Here is a 12,494-nt window from a genome sequence, read left to right as displayed (position 1 = left end):
CACATATGGTAGAAACCGCAAGAAAGATAGCGCCGCTGGACGATGGTCCTGACTGGAACTTCGATCTGCTGGAGCTTTATCACCAGGAGATAGCCCGGGTCGCCAAATTCTATCGGCTCGACACCTATCCCAACCAGATCGAGGTGATCACTGCAGAGCAGATGATGGATGCCTACTCCAGTGTCGGCATGCCCATCGGTTATCAACACTGGTCATTCGGCAAGCGCTTTATCCACACCGAGCGCAACTACAAGCGCGGCCAAATGGGACTGGCCTACGAGATCGTCATCAACTCGGACCCCTGCATCGCCTATCTGATGGAAGAGAACACCATGCCGATGCAGGCGCTGGTCATGGCCCACGCCTGCTATGGTCACAACTCCTTCTTCAAGAACAACTATCTGTTCAAGGCCTGGACCGATGCCTCCTCCATCATCGACTACCTGTTGTTTGCCAAGAACTACATCACCGAGTGCGAGGAAAAACACGGCATCGATGCGGTGGAGAAACTGCTTGACTCCTGCCATGCCCTGATGAACTTCGGGGTGGATCGTTACAAGCGGCCCCAGAAGATTTCTCTGGCCGAGGAGAAACGGCGCCAGAAGGCGCGGGAAGATTATCTGCAAACCCAGGTCAATGAGCTGTGGCGTACCCTGCCCAAGCAGCACAAGATTGCCGGGGTGGAAGACAGGCGCTATCCTGCCGAGCCTCAGGAGAACATCCTCTATTTCATCGAAAAGAATGCCCCCCTGCTCGAGCCCTGGCAGCGCGAGGTGGTGCGTATCGTGCGCAAGATCAGTCAGTACTTCTACCCGCAGAAGCAGACGCAGGTGATGAACGAGGGCTGGGCCACCTTCTGGCACTACACCATTCTCAACCACCTCTATGACGAGGGAAAAATCAGCGATCGCTTCATGCTGGAGGTACTGCACAGCCACACCAACGTGGTCTATCAGCCCCCCTACAACAGCCGGTATTACTCGGGGATCAACCCCTACGCCCTTGGCTTTGCCATGTTCACGGACCTGCGTCGCATCTGCGAACACCCGACCGAGGAGGACAGATACTGGTTCCCCGATTACGCTGGCACCAACTGGGTCGAGACATTGCATTTCGCCATGCAGAACTTCAAGGACGAAAGCTTCATCAGCCAGTTCCTCAGTCCCAAGGTGATGCGCGACATGAAGCTCTTTGCCATCGATGACGACGATCTGAAGAACTACCTCAAGGTGTCCGCCATTCACAATGAAGAGGGCTACCGACTGGTGCGTAGCACCCTGTCCGCTCAATACAACCTGAGCAACCTGGAGCCCAACATTCAGGTCTACAACGTGGCAGTGAAAGGCGATCGCTCCCTGACCCTGCGCTATGTTCCCCACAACCGCATCCCCCTTGGCGAGTCACGCCACGAGGTGCTCAAGCATCTGCATCAGCTGTGGGGCTTCGATGTGGTGCTGGAGCAGGACAATGGCGAGCTATCCGCAGATATCATCGGCCGTTGTCCGGACCGCAAGAGCATGACCTGACGTCAGTGCCGGGCATAAAAAAACGCGCCATCAGGCGCGTTTTTCTTGGATCAGGGCAATCAGTTGTCACACAGGTTGCTTGGCATGTCCTGACGCAGACGGGTCCAAAGCTTGCCAGACTCGATGCCGTACTGGCGTACCGTCATGAACACGGCTTCGTGATCCTTGGTTTCGGCCAGCTTGCGCAGCGTCTTGTAGTAGGCATCTGCGGTTTCCCGCGCCTGTTTGTCCGAGAAGTAGTAGCGGCCAACCCGGCTGTACAAGCCCTTGAAACCGTTGAGAATCAAGGCATAGATGGGGTTGCCCGAGGCAAATGAAAGCTGGTGATGCAAACGGTAGTCGAAGTCCGCATAGGCCTCGGCCGTGTTCTCCACATCATCGGCACCCCGCAAGATCTCGGCGGCCTGTTCCGGGTTGTTGCGAATGGCGCCACGGATGAAGATGGTGCAGATGTTGGTCCGGGCGGAGAGCAGCTGTGCCACCAGATCCGGCACCTTGTCCTGATCGAGACGTGCCAGTGTCTCCAGAATGTTGAGACCGGAGGTTTCCCAGAAATTGTTGACCTTGGTCGGTTTGCCATGCTGGATGGTGAGCCAGCCATCACGGGCAAGGCGCTGCAACACTTCACGCAAGGTAGTGCGAGTCACGCCGATCAATTCGGACAGCTCGCGCTCCGCCGGCAGAATGGATCCAGGAGGAAAGCGATTGTTCCAGATGGACTCGATGATGTATTCCTCGGCAAACCCGGCAGGGCTTTGCGCTTTAATGACCATGTAATGACTCTGTTGTAGTGCGTAAAAAGGCCCCCGAATAATAGCAAAGCCGGTCATGCTGGCAAGCAGAAGGTCGGTCCTCTGCTCACATTACCCCGATCTTTTTGTTAAAAATATGTATACAGCAACAAGTGGGGAGTCAACCAACACCAAATGATGGGGATATAAGCGTTTGCTCGCTGGGCAAGTTCGGCGAGCTTATTTATAGTTATCGCTCCCTTGATTAAAATCATGTGCAATCAATCTGATACAGGTGAATATCCGGATGTTCGGCTCGGGTCGGGCTCGACTGCATAGACGCAGATATCAACAACAGAACAGAGAACCATCATTATGCCAATCAGCCTAGGGCGCGCGTTTACAAAGAACTTTTTGGGCAATGCTCCGCGATGGTACAAAATTGCCATCGTTCTATTCCTGCTGATCAACCCGGTCATTTTCTACGTTGATCCCTTCCTGGCCGGCTGGCTGCTGGTTGTCGAGTTCATTTTCACCCTGGCCATGGCCCTCAAGTGCTATCCGCTGCAACCGGGCGGACTCCTGGCCATCGAAGCCGTGCTCATCGGCATGACCTCCGCCAACCAGATAAAGCATGAGCTGGTGGCCAATATCGAAGTGCTTCTGCTGCTGGTCTTCATGGTGGCCGGCATCTACTTCATGAAGCAGTTGCTGCTCTACGTCTTTACCAAGATGCTGGTGCGCATCCACTCCAAAACGTTGCTTTCTCTCGCCTTCTGCCTGGTGTCTGCCTTCCTCTCCGCGTTCCTTGATGCCCTGACCGTGATCGCCGTGGTCATCAGCGTCGCCACCGGCTTCTACGCCATCTACCACAAGGTGGCCTCCCGGGATGAGTCCGGCAATCTGCATCATGATGACGAAGAGATTGACGAGCTCTCCCGCCAGCATCTGAACGAGTTTCGTGCTTTCCTGCGCAGCCTGATGATGCACGCCGCCATCGGTACCGCCCTGGGGGGCGTCTGCACCCTGGTCGGCGAACCCCAGAACCTCATCATCGGTGAACAGGCCGGGTGGCACTTCGGTGAATTTGCCATTCGCATGGCACCAGTCACCATTCCGGTCTTCATCTGCGGCCTGCTGACCTGCATCCTGGTCGAAAAATTCCGCTGGTTCGGTTATGGCGCCCGCTTGCCCGAGCCCGTGCGTCACATCATGGAATCCTACGAGCGCGACGAAGACGCACAACGTACCCCGCAGGACAAGGCCAAGCTGATCGTCCAGGCGCTGATTGCCACCTGGCTTATCACGGGTCTTGCCCTCCATCTGGCTGCAGTTGGGCTGATCGGCCTGACGGTCATCGTGCTCGCGACGGCGTTCACCGGCGTGACTGAAGAACACGCGCTTGGCAAGGCATTCCAGGAGGCTTTGCCATTCACCGCCCTGCTCACCGTCTTTTTCAGCGTGGTGGCGGTCATCATCGATCAACAGCTGTTCAAGCCGGTGATCCAGTGGGTACTGGCGGCCAAGCCGGAGGATCAGCTTGCCCTCTTCTACCTAGCAAACGGTCTGCTCTCCATGGTCAGTGACAACGTCTTCGTCGGCACCGTCTACATCAACGAGGTGAAGACCGCCCTGATCAACGGCGCCATCAACCGGGAGCATTTTGATCTGCTGGCCGTGGCCATCAACACGGGCACCAACCTGCCGTCGGTCGCCACCCCCAATGGCCAGGCCGCATTCCTGTTCATGCTCACCTCGGCCCTCGCTCCCCTGCTGCGCCTCTCTTATGGCCGTATGGTCTGGATGGCGCTGCCCTATACCCTGGTGCTGGGGCTTGTCGGCTTTTTCTCCGTGGAACTGCTCCTCGGTCCTGCAACCGAATGGTTCTATCAGGCAGGGTGGTTGCTGGATCATGGGGCACTGCCACTGCCCACCCCGTCCACACACTGATCATGAAAGGGGCTGTTCGGCCCCTTTCTTTTCAGATGGGGCTCTGCTCTAATTCAGCCACTATTTTTCTCTGAGAGATCAATCATATGATCGAGTATCTTCGCCGCATTGCCAGTCATCGTCTGGCCTGGGGATTGCTGGCAGCCTCCGCTTTCGCGCTGGAACTCTGCGCCCTCTTCTTCCAGCACGTGTTGGGTTTGCACCCTTGCGTGATGTGCATTTATGAACGTATCGCCCTCCTCGGCGTACTCACGGCCGGCCTCCTCGGCATGGTCGCGCCAGAGCGCTGGTACCTGCGCTGGAGTGCCATGCTCCTGTGGGGTTACAGCGCCTTCTGGGGCCTGAAACTGGCGCTCAAGCATGTGGATTACCAGATGAACCCCTCCCCCTTCAACGTATGCGAGGGATTTGTTGACTTCCCTGCCTGGGCACCACTGGATAAGTGGGTTCCCTGGATGTTCTACCCGGACGGCGACTGCAGCGAGATCAGCTGGCAGTTCCTCGGTTTCTCCATGCCGCAGTGGCTCGTGGTCATCTTTGCCGCCTATCTGCTGGTGTTCGTCATCGTGGCTGCTGGCAACCTGATAAAAGGGCGCTGCTGCAACTAGTTCGTCACTCGACCCTAAGAAGGGAGCCCATGGCTCCCTTTTTATTTCCTCTTTATCGCCTCACGACCCCATGCCCAGAGGGCCGGATCTCCTTCTCCCTGTTCTGCCAATGAAGTGGCTGCCTGCGGGTGTGCATCATCGTAACAGGCCACAAGCGGGTCAAAGGGCGCAGCAGCGACCTGCCACTCGGCCTACCAACAAGAAGGGAGCCATCGGCTCCCTTCTTTCATGTCGTGCACGGCGATGTCACGCGCCTTCGGAGGTAGCCTTGCTGGCACTTCTCCTGGCCTTCACCATGCCGATCACCATGGGCAACAAGGAGACCGCGATGATGCCGAAGATGAGCAGGGTAAAGTTGTGGCGCACTACCGGCAGATTGCCAAAGAAGTGGCCGGCATAGACGAAGGAGAGCACCCACAAGAGCCCCCCCACCAGGTTGAACGCCAGGAAGCGGGGATAGGTCATGGCCCCCATGCCCGCCACGAAGGGGGCGAAGGTGCGCACTATGGGCAGGAAGCGGGTGATGATGATGGTCTTGCCGCCATGCTTGGCATAGAAGGCATGGGTCTTGACCAGATAGTCCCGGCGAAAGATTTTGGAATCGGGGTTGCGAAACAGCTGCTCACCGAAGAAGTGGCCTATGGTGTAGTTCACCACGTTGCCGAGCACCGCGGCGATGATCAGCACGGCGGCTAGGGTGTGCACGTCCAACACGCTGCCCACGGTGAGGGCACCTGCAGCAAACAACAGGGAGTCCCCCGGCAGGAAGGGAGTCACCACCAGCCCGGTTTCACAGAAGATGATGAGAAACAGGATGGCGTATACCCAGACGCCATAGTTCTCGAACAGCTCTTTCAGATGCACGTCAACGTGCAGAATAAAGTCGATGGCAAAGAGGATCAGATCCATTTTTTGGTACCCATGAAGTGAACGGCGTGGAGTCTACGCCAATGAGACCTGGCTCACAATCTCCCCATGGTCCCCTTTTTCGAATCCCATGAAGGGAGTCATTCAGTCCCCCCTTCTTTTCCCCTCTCCCTGAACGTAGGCTTCTGCTCACTCGGCCTTGTCCAGAGCGGCCAGCACCTCGCCGGGCAAGCATTTCTCCCAGCCCCACAAGAGGAGCAGCAACAAGGTAGCGTCGTCAAGCCAGCCAAGGAGAGGCACCACATCGGGGACAACGTCCACCGGGCTGATGCCATAGAGCAGAATAAGGATCACCAGCCCCTTCGCCCACCAGGGCGTGCCTGGGTGGCGAAAGCCTTGATAGAGGCGGCGCAAACGCCGCCAGATGAGCCAGCGTCTGGTGCTCATGACTCGATCAGCTCGCCGCGCAGCCGCTGGATCTGATCCCGCAGCGCCGCCGCCTGTTCGAACTCCAGATCCCGCGCATGCTGGAACATCTGCTCTTCCATCCGCTTGATCTCCTTGCTGATCTCGCTGGCAGAGCGGGCATGGTACTCCCCTTGCGGTTCGGCAGCCTTGCGACTCCCCTTGCCCGCCTTGCCCGCCGTGCGGCTGCCCCCCATGTCCATCACATCGCCGATGGCCTTGTTGAGCCCCTTCGGCACGATGCCGTGTTCCAGGTTGTGGGCGTGTTGCAGGGCGCGGCGCCGCTCGGTCTCTTCGATCGCAACCTTCATGGAGTTGGTGATGGTATCCCCGTAAAGGATCACCTTGCCGTTGAGGTTGCGCGCTGCCCGGCCGATGGTCTGGATGAGGGAGCGGGTGGAACGCAGGAAGCCCTCTTTATCCGCATCCAGAATGGCCACCAGGGAGACTTCCGGCATGTCGAGTCCTTCGCGCAGCAGGTTGATGCCCACCAAGACGTCGAACTTGCCAAGGCGCAGGTCGCGGATGATTTCCACCCGCTCCACGGTATCAATATCCGAGTGCAGATAGCGCACCCGTACCTCGTGATCCGCCAGGTATTCGGTCAAGTCCTCCGCCATCCGCTTGGTCAGTGTCGTGACCAGCACCCGCTCCTCCACCGCCACCCGCTTGCGGATCTCGGAGAGCAGATCGTCCACCTGGGTGCTGACCGGCCGCACTTCCACCTCAGGATCGAGCAGGCCGGTGGGACGCACCACCTGCTGCACCACGTCACCGCCTGACTTCTCCAGCTCGTAGGGGCCGGGGGTCGCCGAGACGAACACCGTCTGGGGCATCAGCGCCTCGAACTCGTCGAACTTGAGGGGCCGGTTGTCCAGCGCCGAGGGAAGGCGGAAGCCGTACTCCACCAGGGTCTCCTTGCGGGATCTGTCCCCTTTGAACATGGCGCCGATCTGCGGCACCGTGACGTGGGATTCGTCGATGATGAGCAGGCCGTCCCCCGGCAGGTAGTCAAACAGGGTGGGCGGCGGCTCACCCGGTGCGCGGCCGGAGAGGTAGCGGCTGTAGTTCTCTATACCGGAGCAGTAACCCAGCTCCTGCATCATCTCCATGTCGAACTGGGTGCGTTGGCTGATGCGCTGCTCCTCCACCAGCTTGTTGAGGTTCATCAGCTGCTCGCGCCGCCCCTTGAGCTCCTCCTTGATGTGCTCGATGGCACCCAGAATGGTCTCCCGCGGGGTGGCGTAGTGGGTCTTGGGGTAGATGGTGTAACGCACCACCGTCTGCTCGATGGCGCCGGTCAAGGGATCGAACAGGGAGAGGCGTTCTACCTCTTCATCAAACAGCTCCACCCGCAGGGCCAGCTTGTCCGATTCGGCGGGGTAGATGTCGATCACCTCCCCCCGCACCCGGAAGGTGCCGCGCTGGAAGGCCATGTCGTTGCGGGTGTACTGCAGTTCGGCGAGGCGGCGCAGGATATCCCGCTGATTGATCACGTCCCCCACTTTGAGGTGCAGCATCATGCTGAGGTAGGCCTGGGGATCCCCCAGACCATAGATGGCCGATACCGAGGCGACGATCACCACGTCGCGCCGCTCCAGCAGCGCCTTGGTGGCTGACAGCCGCATCTGCTCGATGTGATCGTTGATGGAGGCATCCTTCTCGATGAAGGTGTCCGTGGTCGGCACATAGGCTTCGGGCTGGTAGTAATCGTAATAAGAGACGAAATACTCCACCGCGTTGTCGGGGAAGAACTCCTTCATCTCCCCATAGAGCTGGGCCGCCAGGGTCTTGTTGGGGGCCAGGATCATGGTGGGACGATTAAGAGTCGCGATGACGTTGGCCATGGTAAAGGTCTTGCCCGAACCGGTCACCCCGAGCAGGGTCTGGTGGGCCAGTCCCGACTCGATGCCATCGAGCAGCTGGGCGATGGCCCTCGGCTGATCCCCGGCGGGTTGAAACTGGCTGGCCAACTGGAATAACTTGCTCATGACGACTCCCGGCAAAAAACGGCAAGGGAGCAGTGTACCCCGAGTTGAAGGAGCTGGGTATCCGCTCACCCTCCCTGATGGCTATTGACCCTGAAATACGACCTCTGTATGATGCACCTCCTTGCCTGATGTTCCCCCGTAGTTCAGTCGGTAGAACGGCGGACTGTTAATCCGTATGTCACTGGTTCAAGTCCAGTCGGGGGAGCCAATTCCTCACCATCTCGGTGCAAGTTATCCACTTTAGTGCTTTCCTCTTCCAATTTTAATGCACAAGCCCTCCCCTGCGGCCTGACTCCCTTTTGATCTCCCGTTACTGACCAGCAGCGTTTTGTTCTGCTGCGTATAACTATTTGATTTTTATAGAAACAATTTATTGCAGGTATTTTTTGAACAGTCCTTGCAGCCCAGTATTGGCGCGGCTTTCAGCCTGATCGCCAAGTTTCATAAACAGGGTTATCCACAGTTTCTGTGGGTAACTTGACCAAAGCCACGGTTCATCTGGGCTGGCAGCCATTGTCCCCGGTTTGCGATGGCTGCCCCCGCTCTTCCCCATTTTCTGCTGTTTTTCCCTTCCCCCCTAAATGGGATGAATCGACTCGCGGTGCTGCCTGTGGGGGATTTTTTTTCGCTATGCCGCGTCCTGCGGGTCAGCCCTCGCCGGATGAGTCATGAGTCTCTTTTGTTACCCTTCAATTTCCTCAGTGGAAAATGCTGAAAAACATGCCCGTTTGCTCCCCATGCAGCAGGTAATAAATTGTCCACAGGAGCGTCATCCCCTCTCTGCTCAACAGCATATTTCACTCATTGACAGCGGGCCTTGCAGCGTAAAATAGAGGTGTTTTCCCCAGCCCCCCCCTCGCATCCCTATCTTCATCGAAGAGACCAGCACTTAACTGGCTGTTAATCCGCTTTGGCGCTTCTTTCTTGATACAGGATCCGGCACAATATCGGCCTCACTTTTATCCTCGGTTTTTCCGGGCATGACCATAGATTTCGTGACACTGCTACATCAAAGCGACTCCCTGCTGCTGTTCGTGGTACTAGCCTTCGGGCTGCTGCTGGGCAAGGTACGCATCGGCAACTTCCAGATAGGCAACACCATAGGCGTGCTCTTCACCGCCCTGCTGTTTGGCCAGATGGGATTCCAGTTTTCCACCTCCACTGAAAACGTCGGCTTCATGCTGTTCATCTTCTGTGTGGGAATTGAAGCGGGGCCGCACTTTTTCAGCGTCTTCCTTCGCGACGGCATCCACTACATCACCCTGACCCTGGTGATCCTGCTGTCGGCCCTGCTGCTGACCGTGGGGCTCGCCAAGTTCTTTAATCTGGGGCCCGGCATGGCCGCCGGCATTCTGGCAGGTTCCCTCACCTCCACGCCGGCCCTGGTGGGGGCGCAGGACGCCCTGCGAAGCGGATTGCTCAACCTGCCCCACCAGACCGACATGCAGTCGGTGCTGGACAACATGGGCATCGGCTACGCCCTGACCTACCTGGTGGGGCTGGTGGGGCTGATGCTGGTGGTGCGCTACCTCCCCTCCCTGGCCAGGCTGGATCTCAATACCGAAGCGCAGAAGATTGCGCGCGAGCGGGGGCTGTCCGACAGCGAGAGCCGCAAGACCTATCTGCCCATCATCCGCGCCTATCGGGTCGGCCCAGAGCTCGCCGCCTGGATCGGGGGGCGTACCCTGCGGGAGACCGGCATCTATCCCCACACCGGCTGCTATGTGGAGCGCATTCGCCGCAACGGCATCCTGGCGAGCCCCGACGGTGATGCCGTCATTCAGGAAGGGGACGAGATAGCTCTGGTGGGCTACCCCGAGAGCCACGAGAAGCTCGACGTCAACTACCGCAACGGCAAAGAGGTGTTCGATCGCAACCTGCTTGACCTCCAGATCGTCACCGAAGAGATCGTGGTGAAGAACGATGCCGTGGTGGGTCGCCACCTGGTGGAGCTCAACCTCACCGAGAAGGGGTGCTTCCTGAACCGGGTGGTGCGCTCCCAGATCGAGATGCCGTTCGATCGCAATATCATGCTGCAAAAGGGTGACGTGCTGCAGATCAGCGGCGAGAAGCAGCGGGTCAAGCTGCTGGCCAACAAGATCGGCTTCATCAGCATCCACAGCCAGACCACGGATCTGGTGGCCTTTGCCACCTTCTTCGTGCTGGGGCTGCTCATCGGCTCCGTCTCCCTGGTGTTCGGCCAGATAGAGTTCGGCCTCGGCAATGCCGTCGGCCTGCTGCTGGCGGGGATCCTGATGGGCTACCTGCGGGCCAACCACCCCACGGTGGGCTATGTGCCGCCGGGGGCCCTGCGCCTTGCCAAGGATCTCGGGCTCGCTGTCTTCATGGTGAGTACCGGCCTCAAGGCGGGGGGCGGCATCCTTGATCACCTGAGCGAAGTGGGGATGGTGGTGCTCTTCTCCGGCATGCTGGTGACCACCTTGCCGGTGCTGGTAGGCTACCTGTTCGGTGTCTGGGTGCTCAAAATGAACCCAGCCCTGCTGCTCGGCGCCATCACGGGCGCACGTACCTGCGCCCCGGCCATGGACGTGGTGAACGAAGCGGCCAACAGCTCCATCCCGGCGCTCGGCTATGCCGGCACCTATGCGGTGGCCAACGTCATGCTGACCCTGGCGGGCTCCTTCATCATCGGCTTCTGGTTCTAGCCAAACGGGCCCGCAACACGCAGAAAAAGAGGAGCCTCGGGGCTCCTTTTTTCATGGGCGGGCACTCCTGGATGGAATAGTGGAAATCGTGCTATGGGGCCATCTCTATCAAACCCAATAAGCTAAATCACCCACAAGGCGCCACTTACACTCAATAAAACGAGCGAGGTGTAAGTGATGAAACGCGCATGGATGGTCGTGATCTGGTGGTTCTGCTCCCTGACGCCAGCCTGGGGGGCCGAATCCGGCAAGCAGGTGGCCCCCGAGGCAGAGACGGAGAAAAGCGCCCTGAGCTTTGAGGGGGACGAGCTTGCCAGACCCAGGCTGGGAGATCTCGACGTCATGCTGGAGCAGCGCACCATCCGAGTGCTCACCACCTACAACAAGACGGGGTTCTTCATCACCAAGGGCGTGCAGCGGGGCGTCACCTACGATGCCTTCATGTAGGTGGAAAAGCGTCTCAACGAACAGTTGCGCAAGCAAAAGGCGATCAAGCGCCACCTCAAGGTGCACTTCGTCTTCATTCCCGTGGCCCGGGAAGCGCTGCTGAGCTCCCTCATCGAGGGCAAAGGCGACATCGCCGCCGCCAATCTCACCATCACGGACAAGCGCAAGAAGCAGGGTATCGCCTTCACCGATCCCCTGCTTGAAAACGTGCGGGAGCTGCTCGTCTCCGGCCCCCTCTCCCCCAAGGTGGAAAGCGCCGCCGATCTCGGGGGCCAGCGCGTCTTCGTGCGCCCCTCCTCCAGCTACTACGAGTAGCCTCATGGCCTACAACCAGGCCCGCAAGTCGGCGGGAGAGCCCCTCATCGACCTCCAACCCGCCTCGGAGGTACTCGAAGATGAAGATCTGGTGGAGATGGTGAACGCAGGCCTGCTCCCCTTCATCGTCATGGACGAGCACAAGGCCCGCTTCTGGCAAAAGATTTTCCCCGGAATCACCATTCACGACGCCCCCGTGTTCCGGGAAGGGGGCGTCATCGCCTGGGCGGTGCGCAAGGAGAGCCCCCAGTTGCTCGCCATGCTCAACGAGCAGATCAAGGCGCTGCGCGGCAAGGCGACGGGGGATGAGATCCTGGCCCGTTATCTCAAGCAGAACAAGTTCGTCAAAAGCGCCGCCGCCGAGGCGGAGCGCAAGAAATTCCTGCAGGTGGTCGAGCTGTTCCGTGAATATGGCGAACGCTATGACATGGACTGGCTGCTGATGGCGGCCCAGGGCTACCAGGAGTCCGCCCTCAACCATCATGCCCGTAGCCATGTGGGCGCCATCGGCATCATGCAGATCATGCCCGCCACCGGCAAGGGGCTGAAGGTCGGCGACATCCGCCAGCTCGAGCCCAATATTCACAGGGGCGTCAAATACATGCGCTGGATGATCGATCACTACTATGCGGACGAGCCCATGACCGCCCTCGACAAGGCCCTCTTCTCGTTCGCCTCCTACAATGCCGGCCCCGCCCGGGTAGCCAGGCTCCGTGCCGAGGCCAGGAAACGGGGGCTGGATCCCAACGTCTGGTTCCACAATGTCGAGTACGTGGCGGCAGAGAAAATCGGCCCCGAGACGGTCACCTATGTGGGCAACATCTACAAGTACTACATCGCCTACAAGCTGGTGTTGACATCCTCCCCCACCTTAGCGCTTCGCGTCACAGGAGGGGGATTCCCATTACTGGGTGATAGCTGCTCGCGC

General features: G+C 58.8%; 8 protein-coding genes, 1 tRNA gene and 1 pseudogene. 6 read left to right on the top strand and 4 right to left on the bottom strand.

Translation table 11 applies throughout. From position 1 onward, the window contains the following. The first annotated feature begins 5 nt into the window (after positions 1–5). Entirely contained in the window at positions 6–1,526 is a 1,521-nt protein-coding gene (locus tag PG892_RS11915; RefSeq protein WP_039040868.1) for a SpoVR family protein, read from the top strand. A 59-nt stretch (positions 1,527–1,585) separates the two neighbouring features. On the opposite strand, the gene fadR is transcribed toward PG892_RS11915, so the two are convergent. Continuing rightward, a complete protein-coding gene (gene fadR, locus PG892_RS11910) occupies positions 1,586–2,299 on the bottom strand; it encodes a fatty acid metabolism transcriptional regulator FadR (RefSeq protein WP_010674906.1) in 714 nt (237 codons plus the stop codon). 333 nt (positions 2,300–2,632) lie between these two features. Between fadR and nhaB the strand changes: the two genes are divergently transcribed. Then, a complete protein-coding gene (nhaB, locus tag PG892_RS11905; RefSeq protein ID WP_052814370.1) occupies positions 2,633–4,207 on the top strand; it encodes a Na(+)/H(+) antiporter NhaB in 1,575 nt (524 codons plus the stop codon). An 86-nt stretch (positions 4,208–4,293) separates the two neighbouring features. Continuing rightward, on the top strand, positions 4,294–4,815 hold the full coding sequence (gene dsbB / locus PG892_RS11900; protein WP_010674908.1) for a disulfide bond formation protein DsbB: 522 nt from the start codon (positions 4,294–4,296) through the stop codon (positions 4,813–4,815). Between the two features lie 246 nt (positions 4,816–5,061). Here the strand turns inward: dsbB and PG892_RS11895 are convergent, their stop codons facing one another. The 3 genes from PG892_RS11895 to uvrB all read right to left on the bottom strand — a co-directional run bounded on the left by PG892_RS11895 (position 5,062) and on the right by uvrB (position 8,138). Continuing rightward, positions 5,062–5,724 (bottom strand): DedA family protein, encoded by a 663-nt coding sequence (locus PG892_RS11895; RefSeq protein WP_010674909.1) that lies wholly within the window; start codon positions 5,722–5,724, stop codon positions 5,062–5,064. Between the two features lie 147 nt (positions 5,725–5,871). Continuing rightward, positions 5,872–6,129, bottom strand: coding sequence for a DUF1232 domain-containing protein (locus tag PG892_RS11890; protein ID WP_041215068.1), 258 nt, complete (start codon positions 6,127–6,129; stop codon positions 5,872–5,874). Continuing rightward, positions 6,126–8,138 carry an excinuclease ABC subunit UvrB gene (gene uvrB, locus PG892_RS11885; protein ID WP_052814371.1) on the bottom strand — a complete coding sequence of 671 codons (2,013 nt, stop codon included), beginning with the start codon at positions 8,136–8,138 and terminating at the stop codon, positions 6,126–6,128. The genes PG892_RS11890 and uvrB overlap by 4 nt, the downstream gene beginning before the upstream one ends. Positions 8,139–8,270: 132 nt before the next feature. On the opposite strand from uvrB, the gene PG892_RS11880 reads away from it, so the two are divergent. The 3 genes and pseudogenes from PG892_RS11880 to PG892_RS11870 all read left to right on the top strand — a co-directional run. After that, positions 8,271–8,346 (top strand) — tRNA-Asn (locus tag PG892_RS11880). Between the two features lie 772 nt (positions 8,347–9,118). Beyond that, positions 9,119–10,804, top strand: coding sequence for an aspartate:alanine antiporter (locus PG892_RS11875; protein ID WP_029314601.1), 1,686 nt, complete (start codon positions 9,119–9,121; stop codon positions 10,802–10,804). Between the two features lie 177 nt (positions 10,805–10,981). Further along, positions 10,982–12,422 (top strand): annotated as a pseudogene (locus PG892_RS11870) (transglycosylase SLT domain-containing protein); the annotation flags it as partial. Between the last annotated feature and the right edge of the window lie 72 nt (positions 12,423–12,494).

The sequence above is a fragment of the Aeromonas sp. QDB68 genome (genome assembly GCF_027707405.1).
Taxonomy (GTDB): domain Bacteria; phylum Pseudomonadota; class Gammaproteobacteria; order Enterobacterales; family Aeromonadaceae; genus Aeromonas; species Aeromonas caviae.
Note: the sequence above shows the minus strand (reverse complement) of the source record. Positions and strands in the feature narration are given on the sequence as shown.

Excerpts from the sequence above, each read along its gene's own strand:
- PG892_RS11915 (WP_039040868.1), top strand. The coding sequence starts at position 6 with ATGGTAGAAACCGCAAGAAAGATAGCGCCGCTGGACGATGGTCCTGAC.
- fadR (WP_010674906.1), bottom strand. The coding sequence starts at position 2,299 with ATGGTCATTAAAGCGCAAAGCCCTGCCGGGTTTGCCGAGGAATACATC.
- nhaB (WP_052814370.1), top strand. The coding sequence starts at position 2,633 with ATGCCAATCAGCCTAGGGCGCGCGTTTACAAAGAACTTTTTGGGCAAT.
- dsbB (WP_010674908.1), top strand. The coding sequence starts at position 4,294 with ATGATCGAGTATCTTCGCCGCATTGCCAGTCATCGTCTGGCCTGGGGA.
- PG892_RS11895 (WP_010674909.1), bottom strand. The coding sequence starts at position 5,724 with ATGGATCTGATCCTCTTTGCCATCGACTTTATTCTGCACGTTGACGTG.
- PG892_RS11890 (WP_041215068.1), bottom strand. The coding sequence starts at position 6,129 with ATGAGCACCAGACGCTGGCTCATCTGGCGGCGTTTGCGCCGCCTCTAT.
- uvrB (WP_052814371.1), bottom strand. The coding sequence starts at position 8,138 with ATGAGCAAGTTATTCCAGTTGGCCAGCCAGTTTCAACCCGCCGGGGAT.
- PG892_RS11875 (WP_029314601.1), top strand. The coding sequence starts at position 9,119 with ATGACCATAGATTTCGTGACACTGCTACATCAAAGCGACTCCCTGCTG.